14 protein-coding genes are annotated in these 15,999 nt (G+C 60.5%); 10 read left to right on the top strand and 4 right to left on the bottom strand.

Translation table 11 applies throughout. From position 1 onward, the window contains the following. The 9 genes from ACY69P_RS05545 to ACY69P_RS05505 form a co-directional block, all read left to right on the top strand. Nucleotides 1-388, top strand: a 388-nt coding sequence (locus ACY69P_RS05545; RefSeq protein WP_462326819.1) for an EAL domain-containing protein, incomplete at its 5' end; no start/stop codon positions are given. Between the two features lie 516 nt (nt 389-904). After that, a complete protein-coding gene (locus ACY69P_RS05540; protein WP_462326818.1) occupies nt 905-2,461 on the top strand; it encodes an ABC transporter substrate-binding protein in 1,557 nt (518 codons plus the stop codon). Nucleotides 2,462-2,659: 198 nt separating this feature from the next. Then, nucleotides 2,660-3,637 (top strand): ABC transporter permease, encoded by a 978-nt coding sequence (locus ACY69P_RS05535; RefSeq protein ID WP_404846074.1) that lies wholly within the window; start codon nt 2,660-2,662, stop codon nt 3,635-3,637. A 2-nt stretch (nt 3,638-3,639) separates the two neighbouring features. Further along, entirely contained in the window at nt 3,640-4,557 is a 918-nt protein-coding gene (locus tag ACY69P_RS05530) for an ABC transporter permease (RefSeq protein WP_459897649.1), read from the top strand. A gap of 81 nt (nt 4,558-4,638) precedes the next feature. Then, nucleotides 4,639-5,556, top strand: coding sequence for an ABC transporter ATP-binding protein (locus tag ACY69P_RS05525; RefSeq protein ID WP_404846206.1), 918 nt, complete (start codon nt 4,639-4,641; stop codon nt 5,554-5,556). Between the two features lie 97 nt (nt 5,557-5,653). Continuing rightward, on the top strand, nt 5,654-6,604 hold the full coding sequence (locus ACY69P_RS05520; RefSeq protein WP_459897686.1) for an ABC transporter ATP-binding protein: 951 nt from the start codon (nt 5,654-5,656) through the stop codon (nt 6,602-6,604). 91 nt (nt 6,605-6,695) lie between these two features. Further along, nucleotides 6,696-7,013 (top strand): GIY-YIG nuclease family protein, encoded by a 318-nt coding sequence (locus tag ACY69P_RS05515; protein WP_459897647.1) that lies wholly within the window; start codon nt 6,696-6,698, stop codon nt 7,011-7,013. A gap of 3 nt (nt 7,014-7,016) precedes the next feature. Further along, the gene (locus ACY69P_RS05510; protein WP_462326817.1) at nt 7,017-8,618 is read left to right on the top strand and encodes a peptide chain release factor 3; all 1,602 of its coding nucleotides are present in this window, start codon (nt 7,017-7,019) and stop codon (nt 8,616-8,618) included. Nucleotides 8,619-8,664: 46 nt separating this feature from the next. Next, nucleotides 8,665-9,282, top strand: a complete 618-nt coding sequence (locus tag ACY69P_RS05505; protein WP_459897643.1) for a 3'-5' exonuclease — start codon at nt 8,665-8,667, stop codon at nt 9,280-9,282. Nucleotides 9,283-9,533: 251 nt separating this feature from the next. Here the strand turns inward: ACY69P_RS05505 and acs are convergent, their stop codons facing one another. From acs to ACY69P_RS05485, 4 genes are all read right to left on the bottom strand, one after another. Continuing rightward, nucleotides 9,534-11,477, bottom strand: a complete 1,944-nt coding sequence (acs, locus tag ACY69P_RS05500; RefSeq protein ID WP_462326816.1) for an acetate--CoA ligase — start codon at nt 11,475-11,477, stop codon at nt 9,534-9,536. Nucleotides 11,478-11,614: 137 nt separating this feature from the next. Continuing rightward, nucleotides 11,615-12,481, bottom strand: coding sequence for a LytR/AlgR family response regulator transcription factor (locus tag ACY69P_RS05495; RefSeq protein WP_459897639.1), 867 nt, complete (start codon nt 12,479-12,481; stop codon nt 11,615-11,617). A gap of 156 nt (nt 12,482-12,637) precedes the next feature. Beyond that, the gene (plsY, locus tag ACY69P_RS05490; RefSeq protein WP_459897637.1) at nt 12,638-13,225 is read right to left on the bottom strand and encodes a glycerol-3-phosphate 1-O-acyltransferase PlsY; all 588 of its coding nucleotides are present in this window, start codon (nt 13,223-13,225) and stop codon (nt 12,638-12,640) included. A gap of 226 nt (nt 13,226-13,451) precedes the next feature. Next, entirely contained in the window at nt 13,452-14,948 is a 1,497-nt protein-coding gene (locus ACY69P_RS05485; RefSeq protein WP_459897635.1) for a sodium-dependent transporter, read from the bottom strand. Between the two features lie 472 nt (nt 14,949-15,420). Here ACY69P_RS05485 and ACY69P_RS05480 point away from each other — a divergent pair. After that, nucleotides 15,421-15,999, top strand: a 579-nt coding sequence (locus ACY69P_RS05480) for a GTP-binding protein (protein WP_462326815.1), incomplete at its 3' end; no start/stop codon positions are given.

Here is a 15,999-nt window from a genome sequence, read left to right as displayed (position 1 = left end):
GTTGGAAACCTGTCGCCGCCTCAAACGCCTTGGGGTGAGCATTGCACTGGACGACTTTGGAACCGGCCAGTCCTCGCTGTCGTACCTGCAACGTTTTCCCATCGACACGGTCAAGGTGGACAGACGCTTCACCAACACCATCTGCACCAGCACCGAGGACCGCCGTACCGTGCGGTCCATGACGGTGCTGGCCGAAAGTATGGGGCTGGACGTCATCGCCGAAGGCGTGGAGACGCAGCAACAACTGGACCTGCTGCAGGAGTTCAAATGCGACATGGTGCAGGGTTTTCTTTTCGGAAAACCCGTTGCGTACGACAAGGTGAGCAGTATGCTGCAATCCATGGAAAAACTCGCATCCCCCCTTGCGCAAACCGGCCACATCGCCTAGTCTATAATTGCGTGGTTCGCCTCTGCCTTTTACGCCGCCCCCTGCCATTGGCGGCGCAGGCAACGGCCCAGCGCCTCCGTCCTCCAAACAGCGTGCTTGGATCCTCCTGACCGGTCCGGAGCGAAGCGGCAAACCCCCCGCAACGCCCGGGCCGCGTCACGTTTTGACAAAAACGCAGAATCCTCCCTCTCCACAGCAGCCAATTTCCACAATAGCTGCGGCCGCAAGTCCCCGTATCCACTTTCATATTGTCAATTTCGTCATGAAAATGTAAGAGTGTCCAACGTCGTCCATCCCCGTGGTTTCGTTTTGGATACCTGCCACAGGACGAAAAGGGGCGTGTGGTGTCTGCGTCTTGCTTTCAACCGCACCTCCAGCAACATTGCTTTCGCGCCGTATCTTCGGTATTGCCGCGAAAAGATACGCATTTCTCATAGATGCGCATCAGGCTGCAGGCGGGGGCTGCCTGTAGCCCATGACAGTATTGTCACCCAACTACCTATTTGGAGGTGCTTGATGAGACGTTTTATCATTGCATGCATCTGCGCCGTTATGGTCATGGGCATGAGCTCCATGGCTTCGGCAAAGACGCTGAAGGTCGCATTTGATGCCGACCCGGTTTCCCTTGACCCGCATGTGCAGCTGTCCGGCGGCATGCTCCAGTACTCCCACCTCGTTTTTGATCCGCTCATCCGCTGGACCAAGGACATGGCCTTCGAGCCGCGCCTTGCCATGAAATGGGAGCGTATCGATCCCCTGACCATGCGCTTTTACCTGCGCAAGGGCGTCAAGTTCCACTCCGGCAACACCTTCACCGCTGCCGACGTCAAGTGGACCCTCGCCCGCCTGAAAAAGAGCCAGGACTACAAGGGTCTGTTCACGCTCTTTGATGAGCCCACCATCATCGATGACTACACCATCGATATCAAGACCACCAAGCCGTACCCCCTGCTGCTCAACATGGCGACGTACATCTTCCCCATGGACAGCAAGTTCTACACCGGCATGGACGAAGAGTCCGGCAAGCCCAAGGACGCCATCGTCAAGATTGGCCCCTCCTTCGCCCTGAACCACGAGTCCGGCACCGGCAAGTTCACCGTGACCCACCGCGAGCACGGCGTGCGCATGGTCTTCAAGGCTTTCCCCGAGTACTGGGACAAGAACTCCGGCAATGTTGACGAGCTCGTCCTCACGCCCATCAAGCAGGCCGCAACCCGCGTGGCTGCCCTCCTGTCCGGCGACGTTGACTTCATCATGCCCGTGCCGCCCCAGGACTACGACCGCATCGACGGCGACCCCCGCGTGAACCTGATCACCATGCCCGGCTCCCGTCTCATCACCCTGCAGCTCAACCAGAAGCGCCGCCCCGAGTTCGCTGACCAGCGTGTGCGTCAGGCCATTGTCTACGCCACCAACAACGCGGGCATCGCCAAAAAGATCATGAAGGGCCGCGCCACCGCTGCCGGTCAGCAGGCCCCCGAGGGCTACGTGAGCTACCAGGAAGACCTGAAGCCCCGCTTCGACCTGAACAAGGCCAAGCAGCTCATGAAGGAAGCAGGCTACGCCGACGGCTTCACCTGCTCCATGATCGCCCCCAACAACCGCTACGTGAACGACGCCAAGATCGCGCAGGCCTTTGTTGCCATGCTCGCCAAGATCAACATCCGTGTTGACCTGAAGACCATGCCCAAGGCCCAGTACTGGGATCAGTTCGACGCTCAGGTTGCCGACATCCAGATGGTTGGCTGGCACCCCGACACCGAGGACTCCAGCAACTACACCGAGTACCTGCTGATGTGCCGCGACCTCGAAGCTGGCATCGGCCAGTACAACAGCGGCAACTACTGCAATGAGGAAGTGGACAGCCTCATCAACGCTGCCATGACCGAGACCAACCCGGCCAAGCGTAGCGCCATCCTCAAGAAGGCCGAACGCATCATCTATGATGACGCCGCCTTCGTGCCCCTGCACTGGCAGCACCTCTCCTGGGCCGCCGCCCCCAAGTGCAAGAACGTGGACGACATCGTCAACGTGATGAACTTCCCCTACTTTGGCGACCTGATCGTCGAGTAGCCAGCTTGGTCGGAGTCGTTGAGGACTTGCATAATTGACCACAAAAGTGTAAATCCCACCCGCTCCGGTGAAAGCTTTTGCAGGCCCGGTCGCCCTTTGGCGGCCGGGCCGAACAAAGGCTTTCGCCTTCCCATTCAGGGTGTTGCGCCCTTCTCGGGCGCGACCGCAGAATCCGCAAACTCACAACAAGCATAGGCCATGTTCGCATTCACAGTTCGCCGCATTGCGCAGGCACTCATCGTGATGCTGGTTATCAGCGTCATCGGTTTTGGCATCAAGCAGGCCGTCGGCGACCCGATCCGGGATATCGTGGGCATATCCGTGTCCGCCGCCGAAAGGGCGCGCCTTGCCGAGGAGCTGGGGCTTAACGACCCGCTCCCCGTCCAATGGGTTCGCTTCGTCAAGGACGCCGCTCACGGCGACCTTGGCCAGTCCTTCTTCTTCAAGCAGCCCGCTCTGGAAGTCATCATGCAAAAGGCCCCGGCTACGCTGGAGCTGGTCATCGTCGCTTCCATCATCATCTTGGTTCTTTCCATTCCGATAGGTATCTACTCGGCATGTAAACCGAATGCATTCCTCTCACGATTCTTCATGGGAGGGTCAATCATAGGCGTCTCGATCCCCGTCTTCTTGACGGCTATCCTGCTCATCTATTTCTTCTCGGTGAAGCTCCACTGGCTTCCATCATATGGACGCGGCGAAACCGTTATGCTGTGGGGATTCTGGAGCACCGGCTTCCTGACGGCGGATGGTCTGAAGCACCTCATTCTGCCGGGCATCTCGCTGTCCTCGGTTATGCTGCCGCTGTTCATCCGCCTTATCCGTGCGGAAATGAAGGAAGTGCTGGAGGCCGAATACATGAAGTTTGCCCGCGCCAAGGGCCTGAGGCCGTGGCGCATCCTCATCGTGCACGGCTTTAAAAACACCCTGCTCCCGGTCATCACCGTGGGCGGCGTGCAGCTGGGCACCATGATTGCCTTTACCGTTTTGACCGAAACGGTCTTCCAGTGGCAGGGCATGGGCTTCATCTTCCTGGAAGCTGTGGAGCGCGCAGACTCTTCGCTTCTGGTGGCCTATCTTGTGTTCGTCGGCGCCATCTTCGTGTGCGTGAACACCGTTGTGGACATCATCTATGGCCTGGTGAACCCCATGGTCAGGGTTGCAGGTAGGAAATAATAATGAGCATCTGGAAACGCTTCAAAAAGTCGTACTTCCTCTATAGCTTCCTGCGCGATCCGCTGGCTATGGGGAGCTTCATCCTGTTGGTCTTTTTCGTGGTGGCCGGTTTTTCCGCGCCCATCACCGCACCGACCAACCCCTACGACACATCGCAAATCAGCATCATGGATTCCGAGCTGCCGCCCATCTGGATGGACGGCGCGGACCCGAGCTTCATCCTCGGCTCCGACGCACAGGGGCGCGACCTCCTGTCCACCATCCTCTACGGCACCCGCGTGTCTGTGGTTATCGGCCTTGGCGCCGTGAGCCTGCAGGCCATGCTCGGCATTCTTATCGGCCTTGTGGCCGGCTACCGCGGCGGCAAGCTGGACTCCATCCTCATGCGTGTGGCTGACGTCCAGTTGTCGTTTTCCACCTATATGGTGGCCATCTTCCTCGGCGCCATCTGTCAGGCCGCCTTTGGCGTAGCCAAATACGAGCAGATTGCCGTGCCGTTCCTTATTTTCGTCATCGGCTTTGCCGAGTGGCCGCAGTATGCGCGTACCGTTCGCGCCTCCGTGCTGGCCGAGAAGAGCAAGGAATATGTGGAAGCGGCCCGCGTCATCGGTCTGCCGTCCCGCCGCATCATGTGGCGCCACATCCTGCCCAACACGCTCACCCCGGTGCTCGTTATCTCCACGGTGCAGGTTGCCAACGCCATCATGAGTGAGGCCGCCCTGTCCTTTATCGGTCTGGGCATGCCCGTGACCAAGCCGTCCCTCGGTTCGCTCATCAAGTCCGGCTTCGAGTACTTCTTTAGCGGCTCCTGGTGGATTACCATCTTCCCGGGCATTGTGCTGGTTGGCCTCATCCTGTCCATCAACCTGCTTGGTGACTGGATGCGCGACTTCCTCAACCCCAAACTGTACAAGAAGTAAGCCGTGAAGATTCAACCGCAAGACACAACCAACGAGACCGGCAAGCTGCTGGAAGTTCATGACCTGACGGTCAAGTTCGCCATGCGCAAGGGCACCCTGCCCGCGGTGAACAACGTGAGCTTCTCCCTGAATCCGGGCGAACGTATGGGTCTGGTCGGCGAATCCGGCGCTGGCAAGTCCGTGACCGGCTTTGCCATCCTGAACCTGATCAGCAAGCCCGGCTACATTGAGTCCGGCAGCGTCCGCCTTGAGGGCGAAAATATATCGGCCCTGTCCTACGACGAGATGCGCCACATCCGCGGCAACCGCATCAGCATGATTTTTCAGGATCCCATGATGACCCTGAACCCCGTGCTGACCATCGGTACCCAGATGGTGGAAACCCTGCAGGCGCACCAGAATATCTCCCGCAAGGACGCCGAGGCCATCGCCATTGAAAAGCTGCGCAAGGTGTACATTCCCTCGCCGGAAAAGCGCCTGGAGCAGTATCCGCATGAGTTCTCCGGCGGCATGCGCCAGCGCATTGTCATTGCCATCGCCCTGCTCACCTCGCCGAGCCTTATCATCGCCGACGAGCCGACCACCGCGCTGGACGTGACCATTCAGGCCGAAATCATGGCCCTGCTGGAAGAACTGTGCGAGACCGAAAACATGGGTCTCATCCTCATCACGCATGACCTCGCCGTCGTGTCGCAGGTGACCCAGAAGATCGCCGTCATGTACGCAGGCCGAGTCATCGAGATGGGCCTGACTGACGAAATCATCAAGAATCCCCTGCATCCCTACACCCGTGGCCTCATCAGCGCCCTGCCTCAGGCTGGCGGCGCCAAGGGCGCGCGGCTGGCACAGATTCCCGGTGTGATGCCCAGCCTCCTGAGCATCCCCAAGGGCTGCGCCTTCCATCCGCGCTGCAACATGTGCTCCTCGCAGTGTACGACGGAGCTGCCGCTCCTCACCTCGCGCGAATCCGGAAACCTTGTTGCCTGCCACTGTGTATAGGGAAGGACGGTAACTCTCTGTGAAGACTTCTGTCGATACGACCAATCCGCTGCTCGGCGTTAAAAACGTCGTTAAGCATTTTGATATCTCCGGCGGCATGCTGGACCAGATTAAGTTCAGCGGCGGCAAGATTCGCCGCGAGCAGACCCTTGTCAAAGCCGTCAACGACGTCACCTTTGACATCTTCCCCGGCGAGACGCTCTCCGTGGTCGGCGAGTCCGGCTGCGGCAAGTCCACCCTCGCCCGGACGGTGATGGGCCTGTATGCGCCCACCAGCGGCGAACTGCGCTACCGCGGCGAGCGGTACGACAGCCTCACCGCCCGCCAGATGATGCCCTACCGCGCCAAGATGCAGATGGTGTTTCAGGACCCCTACGCGTCCCTGAACCCGCGCATGACGGTCAAGCAGATTCTGGAGGAGCCGCTGCGCTTCCACTTCCCCACCCTCAGCGACGCCGAAGTGCGCGACAAGCTGGAGGAAGTGATGGGGCTGGTTGGCGTGCGCCCCGGCTGGGCCGGCAACTACCCCCACGAATTCTCCGGCGGCCAGCGCCAGCGCATCTCCATTGCCCGCGCGCTGATGGTGGACCCGGAATTCATCGTGGCGGACGAGCCCATCTCCGCGCTGGACGTGTCCATTCAGGCGCAGATTCTGAACCTGCTTATGGACGCGCAGGACAAGCGCGGCTTGACCTACATGTTCATCAGTCACGACCTGTCGGTTGTGGAGCACATCTCCACCCGCGTGGCCGTGATGTACCTTGGTACGCTGTGTGAACTCACAGAAGCCGACAAGCTCTTCAACGACCCCCTGCACCCGTATACGCAGGCGCTGTTGTCGGCCATCCCCAAGCTGGGGCAGAAGGGATCGGATCACGTCAAGCTTTCCAGCGACGTGCCGACGCCCATCAACCTCCCCACGGGCTGCGTGTTCCACGGCCGCTGCCTCCACGCCAACGAGCGATGCAGCAGGGAAATCCCGAAGCGCATTGAGCCGTCGGCAGGCCACTTTGTTGCCTGCCACGCCGTGGAGGAAGGCCGCATCTAAGGTGCTGCACTTTCTGACCTTTTGGTAGTCATTCCCCGCCCGGGTCCGCCCGGGCGGGGATTCTGTTTCTCACACCTTCATTTGGGCAAGCATGGACAACGCGCCTCATACCCCTTGGTACGTCTACCTTTTGCGCTGCGCGGACAACTCGTTGTACTGTGGCGTCACCACGGATATCCATCGCCGCCTGAACGAACATAATTCCGGGAAGGGTGCCCGCTATACCCGCGGACGCGGACCAGTCCGGCTGGAGGCGTATGCCACCTTTGCCGACAGGGTCACCGCCTGCCGCGTGGAATACGCCGTCAAACAGCGGCCCGCCGCTGAGAAACCCGCCTTTCTACAACACATGCAGGACGTCCACGCCGCCGGGCAAGCCTCTGGCGACACCGCGTCCTCCTTGGAGTGATTTGTGTCCAATACCGCTCTTGCAAATGAAATCCGCCGCGAGGTGGCCAAGCGCCGCACCTTCGGCATCATCAGCCACCCGGACGCCGGTAAAACCACGCTGACTGAAAAGCTGCTGCTCTTTGGCGGCGCCATTCAGATGGCCGGCACCGTCAAGTCGCGCAAGGCCTCGCGCCACGCCGTGTCCGACTGGATGAAAATGGAACAGGAACGCGGCATCTCCGTGACCTCCTCGGTCATGAAGTTCGAGCACAAGGGCTACGAGATTAACCTCCTCGACACCCCCGGCCACGCCGACTTTTCCGAAGATACCTACCGCGTGCTCACCGCTGTAGACTCCGCCCTTATGGTCATTGACTCGGCCAAGGGCGTTGAGACGCAGACCGCCAAGCTCATGGACGTCTGCCGCCTGCGCGACACGCCCATCATCAGCTTCATCAACAAGCTCGACCGCGACGGTCAGGACCCCCTCGACCTGCTGGCGGACATTGAAGAAAACCTCAAGATCGAATGCGCGCCCATGACGTGGCCCATCGGCATGGGGCTGGACTTCAAGGGCACCTACAACCTTGTGGACAACACCCTGCACCTGTTCAGCCCGGACAAAGGCGCAGAAGTGCAGGAAGGCGTCATCATCAACGGCCTTGACGACCCGCTGCTGGACGAATACCTCGGCGAACAAGCCGGGCAGCTGCGCGACGAAGTGGAGCTTCTGCAGGGCGCGGCCAATCCCTTTGACAAGGAGCGCTACCTGAAGGGCGAGCAGACGCCCGTCTTCTTCGGCAGCGCCATCAACAACTTTGGCGTGCGCGAGCTGCTGGACCACTTTGTGGAGCTGGCCCCCGCGCCCGGTCCGCGCCCCACCACCACCCGCGAAGTGGACCCCACGGAAACGGGCTTCTCCGGCGTGGTGTTTAAGATTCAGGCCAACATGGACCCCCGCCACCGCGACCGCATCGCCTTTATGCGCATCAACTCCGGCAAGTTCACCCGGGGCATGAAGGTCAAGCACCACCGCATCGGCAAGGACATCCAAATCAAGGACGCCACCATCTTCATGGCGCAGGACCGCGCCAACGTCGATGAAGCCTACCCCGGCGACATCATCGGTGTGCACAACCACGGCACCATCAAGATCGGCGACACCTTCACGGACAAGGAAGCCCTCAAGTTCACGGGCATCCCCAACTTTGCGCCGGAGCACTTCCGCCGCGTGCGCCTGCGCGACCCGCTGAAGACCAAGCAGCTCCACAAGGGCCTCATGCAGCTGGCCGAGGAAGGCGCGGTGCAGCTTTTCCGCCCGCTGACCAACTCGGACTACATCATGGGCGCTGTCGGCGTTCTGCAGTTTGAAGTCATTGTCGCCCGGCTTAAGAACGAGTACAGCGTGGATGCGGCCTACGAGCCGGTGAACCTGCACACCGCCCGCTGGGTCAGCGCCGAGAATCAGCGCGACCTGGACGCCTTCCGCAAAAACTACATGGGCGACCTTGCCGTGGATGCGCAGGACGATCTGGTCTTTTTGCCCAACAGCATGTGGCGTCTGGAGTCCACCGTGGAGCGGTGCCCGGACATCACCTTTACAAAGACCCGCGAGCACAACTAGGCTAAAGCAAACACGCCGCCGCGAAAGCGGCGGCTGGATACAACCAATGCTTATGACGGATATATCGAAATATCAGGGTAAAATCGCAAAAGACGAAATCATGGCCCTCCCCCTGCGGGCCTGGGAAGGCGAGACGGAACTCGTGAATACGCCAGAAGCCGTGCCGGGTGCGCTGAATGCACTCAGCGCCGCACGGGTCCTTGGCTTTGACACGGAATCCCGCCCCGCCTTTCGCAAAGGCAAGTACTATCCACCGTCCCTCATCCAGTTGGCGACGGCGGACAAAGTGTTCATCTTCCAACTCTCCAAGCTGGAGTTCCCGGACGGGCTGTGCGACGTGCTGTCCAACCCCGCCATCGTCAAGACCGGCGTGGCCGTGCGCGACGACATCAAGGACCTGCAAAACATCAAGTCCTTTCCCGAGGGCGGCTTTGTGGACCTTGGCGTGGTTGCGCAAGCGCTCAAGCTGGAAACCCACGGCCTGCGCAACCTCGCGGCCAAGTTTCTGGGCTTTCGCATCTCCAAGAGTGCGCGTTGTACCAACTGGGCCAACCCGCGCCTGACCAAACAGCAGATTGCCTACGCCGCCACCGATGCTTGGGTGTCGCGTGAAATCTACATGGCCATGGACGACTGCGGCCTGTTTGACATCCAGCCCAACTAAAACGCGGCCCCTGGCCCAAAAAGCGAGCCCCCCGCATCCACGTGATGCGGGGGGCTCGCTTTTTGGGCCGGTGCGGGGGGACTCTCTACGGCAATGCGCCTCGCCGGTGGCGCTCCCTGCCGCGCAAGACCATGCGGGCGCCAGCGCGACGCCCAAACGTCTCCACCGGGAACGGCCACTGACTGCACACGGCTCCTGCGGCCCTCGACAACATGGCGCCGGCCAAGCGCCCCAGCGCCACAGCGCGCCGGCTAGCCGTCCTCGTCCTGCACGAGGGAGAGCATATCTCCGGGGTCCTCGCCAAGTTCCTCGGCGCGCAGAAGCCGCCGCAAAATTTTCCCGCTGGGCGTCCGGGGCAGGCTGGCGCGCGGTTCTATGGCCTTCATCTCCGCAACGGAGCCAAGCTCGGCGCGCACGTGGGCGCGCAGGGCGCGGACAAGGTCGTCCACCGACGCGCCGTCAGCGTCCCACTCCTCGGCCAGCACCACAAAGGCCTTAGCCACTTCGCCCTTGATGGAATCCGGCACGCCAATAACCGCCGCCTCAGTGACGGCCTTGTTGGAGACCAGCGCGCTCTCCACCTCGGCGGTGCCAATGCGGTGCCCGGCAATATTCATCACTTCATCCGCGCGGCCCTGAATCCAAAAATAGCCGTCCGCGTCCTTTCGCGCCACGTCTCCGGCGCAATACACGCCGCCGGGAATACGCTCCCAGTAGTCCTCGCGCAGGGCGTCCGGCGCGCCGTGGATGCCGCGCATCATGCCCGGCCACGGCTGGCGCAGCACCAAAAAGCCGCCCTTGCCCGCAGGCACGGGGTGCCCCTGCGCGTCCACCACATCGGCGTCAATGCCCGGTATGGGACGGTTGACGGAGCCGGGCTTCAGGAGCGACAGCGGCAAGGGCGAGATGAGAATCATGCCGCTCTCGGTCTGCCACCACGTGTCCATGATGGGGCACTCGGAGTGGCCGATATTCTTGTACAGCCACACCCACGCCTCGGGGTTGCACGGCTCGCCCACCGTGCCCAACAGGCGCAGGGTGGAAAGGTCCTTTTGCCGGGGATACTGCGTGCCGTAGCGCATGAGCATACGGATAAGGGTTGGCGCGGTGTAGAGGATGGTCACGCCATAGCGGTCCACCACATCCCACAGGCGGTCCGCCTGCGGATACAGGGCCGAGCCTTCGTACATGACGGTGGTGGTCCCGGCGATGAGCGGGCCGTAGACCACATAGCTGTGCCCGGTAATCCACCCAGCGTCCGCCGTGCACCAAAAAATATCCGTGGGCTTGATGTCGAAGACCCAGTTCAGGGTGCGGTTGACGCCCACCATGTAGCCGCCATGGGAGTGCACAATGCCCTTGGGCGTACCCGTTGTGCCGGAGCTGTACAGGATAAACAGCGGGTCATCGGTGTTGAGCACTTCCGTCGGAGACTCCGGGCTCTCGCGGCGCACGAGGTCGGCGTACCAGATGTCGCGCGGCTCGTGCATTTCGGCCTCAACATTGGCCCGGTGCACCACCACGCAGCTTTCCACGCCCCCCGCGTCCGCGCCGGACAGGGCCTCGTCCACAATATGCTTGAGGTTGATGACCTTGCCGTTGCGGTAGAAGCCATCGGCGGTAACAAGGAGCTTGGCCCCCACATCGCGCAGGCGGTCGCGCAGGACCTTGGCGGAATAGCCGCCGTAGACCAAGGTATGCACCGCGCCAATCTTGGCCACGGCCAGCATGGCAATGGTCACCTCGGGCAGCAGCGGCATATACAGCACCACGTGGTCCCCGCGGCCAATACCCAGCGAGCGCAGGGCGTTGGCGAAGCGGTTCACCTCGCGGTAAAGCTCATAGTAGGTATATTTGCGCTGGTCGCCGGGTTCCCCTTCCCAGATGAGGGCGAGCTTATTTTTGTTGGGGGAGTCGATGTGCCGGTCCAGCGCGTTGTACACGATGTTGCACTTGGCTCCGGGAAACCACGTGTATTGCGGGGCCTTCGAATCATCGAGCACGGCGTCCCACTTCTTGAACCAGTCCAGCTCGTGCGCGGCGTCCTCCCAATAGGACAGGACGTCCTGCTCGGCCTTTTCAAGGGCCATGCGGTATTCCTGCGGGTTGACGTTCGCCTCGATGACGATTTGCGGAAGAGGACGGAAGACCCGCTCCTCCTGCAACAAGGCGTCAACAGCTCCTGTATGGTCCATCTCGAACTCCATGGTTACGCAGTTTCCACCACCGCTTCTTTGTCATAGCGCAGGTGGAGCCGCCAAGCGGCGAGTATTCGGCCAAAGGGCCGTGCGGCGCGGTAAGCGGTCGCCGCTGGAAAGCATATTCGTTTGGGCTACAGCCCCAAAATTTTTTTCAGCTCGGCAATGCGCCTGCGGCTGATGGGCAGCTCAATGCGTGTTTTGCCCGCCGTTCGCAGCATAAAGTTGCTGCCCGGAAGCGAGGCGATTTCCGTGACCATGTCCAGATTCACCAAATATTTGCGGTGCACGCGGAAGAATCTGTGCATGCGCAGCCTGTCCTCCAGATTCTTCAACCTGTAGGACGTTAAAAACTTCTGCTTGGCCGTGTGCACGTAGGAATAATCCTCGTAGGCCTCAACAAAGATAATCTGGGTGTAGGGGATAAGCAGGGTGCGCCCGTCCATGGTGACGGCCAGCTTTTCGATGTCCACCTGCCGCGCCTGACTGGTGTAGTCCCACGCCTGCGAGAGTGCCTTGAGGAAGCGGTCCTCATCCTCGTCGCCAAGGTGCACCTGCACCGTGGCTTCCTCGCTCACCTCGGCGGCGGGTTCCTTCCAGTGCGCGGGCTCGGGTATTTCCTTATAATGGGCGCGGAATTGCTTCAGGCGCTGGATGGTCTTGCCAAAGCGCTCACCCTTCACCGGCCACAGCAGATAGTCCGTGGCGCCCATCTCAAAGGCGGTAAAGGCGAGGGTTTCATCCTCGGCAATAAAGACCATGGCGGGCTTGTGCTTTTTGCCCGATAACGCCTGCGACAGCTCAAAGCCGGACACCTCGCCGGGCAGGTCCACGGCGGTGAAAATGACGCCATAGGGGATGTGCTCCAGCATGGCGAGGGCTTCCTCGCCGGTGACGGCCTCGCCCAGCACGCGGCAAAAATCCGCTTCGCCAAGGAGTTCCCGAAGGGACTGCCTCACGAGCGGGTCGCGGTGCACAAGCAGGACGTTCAGCTGGGACATGCGCCATCCATTGGGTTGAGTCGCGGCGGCCAAAGCACTTCTAATCCCTAGAGATAGCGTGAAAAAGCCCGGCAGGCAAGAACGCGCACAGCCCCGCGCAAAACAAAGGCCCCGGCAATCCGGGGCCTGTTGTATACAAAAGCGGGCGCGGAGGGGCTAGTGCGCCTTTCTCCACGGCTTTTCCTCGCCTACGGCAAGGCGGGCGATGTTGTCGCGGTGCCGCCAATAGACCAGCACACCGATAAGGGCCGCAAAGATGGCGAGGGTGAATTCACCCGTCACCACCAGCAAAATGGGCAGAACGGTGACAAGGGTCAGGGAGCCGAGGGACACGTAGCCCGAGGCCAACACCACAACCACAAGCAGCAGCGCGGAAATGACCGTGGACCACGGCGCAAGGGCGAGAAACACGCCAACCGTGGTGGCAACGGCCTTGCCGCCCTTGCCATTCAGGAACACGGAATACACGTGTCCCAGCACGGCGGCGAGGGCCACACAGCCCAAAAACACCTTGGACTGACTAAACATGCCCGCAACCAGCACAGGCACAAAGCCCTTGCCAAGGTCGCCAATCAGCGCCAACACGCCATATTTGAAGCCACACAGGCGCGCCACATTGGTGGCCCCGGTGTTGCGGCTGCCTTCAAGCCGAGGGTCGATGCCGCAGCAGACCTTGGCGACCAACAGTCCGAAGGGCACGGCGCCCAGAAGATAGGTAATAGCGATCCAACCGAGTGACAGCATGGTTTTCTCCTTGATAAATGAACCTCCCCCACCTACCAGCACTTGCGCCGATGAGCAAGCCCGCAGCCGCCAGCCTGCGTGACTGCGGCAGAATCCTGTCGTTTTCGGCCCAATTCACGCCCATGGGTGCGCACACCATCCCTCTGCGCCCAAAAGCACGAAAAAACGGGCGCAGCCAAGCGGCTGCGCCCGTTCAATAGCGTCAATTGTCTGCGTCGCGGGGTGGCTAGCACTCGCGCTGGGCCGAGGCCAGCGCGTCGGAGTTCTTGGTCACCTGAATGAGCCAGCCCAGCAGCAGGATGCCCACGGCAATGCTCCAGCCAAACATGGTCAGGGCATGCTGGGGGTAGCCGCCGTACGGGGTGGTCACGTCGCCGATGAAGTTCTTGATGGCCATGTAGCCAAGCAGCAAGGGCGTCACGAACTTGAGGCTAAAGTTCCACCAGCGGCCAAGGGCAAAGTCGGACACGGCGTTGATGTGCCTACGCAGGCCTTCGAGGTTAAAGAACCACGACATGGCCACAATCTCCACAAGGCCGGTCATCAGCACGCCAAAGTTCATGACAAAGTGGTCCACGATGTCCAGAACAAGCAGGCCGGCGTTGCTGGCAAACACGGCTCCGGCAAGGATGCCCGTGATGCAGTAGGCAGAAACAGCCTTGCGGCGCGAGATCTGGAACTTGTCGCGGATGGCGGCCACACAGGCCTCACAGATGGAAATCTGGGAAGACAGGCCCGCCACCACAATGGCGCAGAAGAACAGGGTGCCGAGCACCTTGGGCATGGGCATAAAGTTGATGGCCTGCGGGATGGTCACAAAGCACAGACCAACGCCGGAGCTGACCACTTCGCTGATGCCAACGCCCTTGGCGGCGGCCATGTAGCCCAGCACGCCAAAGATCATGATGCCCGCCAGCATGGAGAAGCCGCAGTTGATGAACACGGTCAAAAACGCGTTATTGGTGACGTCGGACTTCTTGGGCAGGTATCCGGCGTAGGTGATCATGATGGAGAAGCCAGCGCCAAGGGTGTAGAAAATCTGGCCATAGGCGGCAATCCACACGCTGCCTTTGCCAAGGGCGCTAAAGTCGGGCTTAAAGAGCCAGTCCACGCCCTGCACAGCGCCGGGCAAAAAGAGCACGCGGCCCACAATGGCAAGAACCAGCAAAAAGAGAACGGGCATAAAGAACTTGCTGGCGCGCTCGATGCCAGCCTTCACGCCGCTAAACAGCACAACCCAGCACACGCCCCACGCCAGCAAAATGGCGCCAAAGACCGGCCAGTTCATGCCGCCGAAATTGGTGGGAGAATCAGAAATATTCAGGAACGTGTTCATGAAGAACTCGCCCGTATTGGTGCCCCACGCCTGTGTGACGGCAAAGCCCACATACGAAATGGCCCAGCCGACAACGGCGACGTAGTACAGGGAGATAACAAAGGCCACCAGCACCTGCCACCAGCCAATCCACTCCCACTTGCGGGAGATGGAGGTAAAAATGCGGGGGGCGGAGCCACGGAACTTGTGCCCCATGCCGTATTCAAGAATAAGCAGGGGAATGCCAGCCGTGAGCAGGGCGACCATGTAAGGAATAAGGAAAGCGCCGCCACCGTTTTCATAAACCATGTACGGAAAGCGCCAGATGTTGCCGAGACCGATGGCCGAGCCAACGGCGGCCATGATGAAGCCAACGCGGGAACCCCACGTCTCCTGTGTGTTGCTCATTTTGGATATCCCTTCCTTCGTCAAGCAAACAAATAATGAAACAAGTCGTGTCAGGACGTGTCCGTCTGCGGCGGACAATGCCTTAAAAGGCAAATTTCAGTGCAGAAAAATTCCCTTTTGGAAACTTTAACCCCTTGCAAGTTCCTGCTTCGCAAAAAACCTGCACTAAAAAGTTCCCATACGGAAATAGCCTTATCGTCTACCCCTCCTGAACTGAACAATCAACCATTTTTCGAAATTTCCCGGTCGTGAATTCTTCCACATACCCGTGGCAGGCCGCTATCCGGGCCGCGCCATGGGCGGGCCCAGCGCGCAAAACTGCTGGCCCGGGGCAGTCGCGCCGCATTGCGCCCAGCCCGGCAGTTTACTGCGCCAGCAACTGACATTAGACTTGTGCGGACAAATGCCGTACAGAAGACATCACACCCGTCCGGGTGCAAACCATGATTATCCAAGCAATCGTCGACGACATATGAAGAGCATAAAGAACACACGAAATTTCAGCATCATTGCGCACATCGACCACGGCAAGTCCACCCTTGCCGACCGTATCCTTGAGATTACGGGCCTCGTCAGTGCGCGGGAAAAGCGCGACCAGTATCTGGACAGGATGGAGCTTGAACGCGAACGCGGCATCACCATCAAGTCCCAGACCGTGCGCATCCCCTATACGGCCAAGGACGGCACCGAGTATGTGCTGAACCTCATCGACACGCCGGGCCACGTGGACTTCTCGTACGAAGTTTCACGGTCGCTCGCCGCGTGCGAAGGCGCTTTGCTGGTGGTTGACGCCACGCAGGGCGTACAGGCACAGACCCTTGCCAACGTCTACCTCGCGCTGGACAACGACCTTGAGATCATCCCCGTTCTCAACAAGATTGACCTGCCAAGCGCCGACGTAGACACCGTGAAGCAGGAGATCGAGGAAATGATCGGTCTTGACTGCACCGACGCCATCGAAGTCAGCGCCAAGACGGGCATGAACGTGGATCAGGTGCTGGAGGCCATCGTCGCCACGCTGCCGCCGCCGGTGGGCGACTCGGAAGAGCGC

This window comes from Desulfobaculum sp., from assembly GCF_054921475.1.
This window is presented reverse-complemented; position numbering and strand designations above follow the sequence as displayed.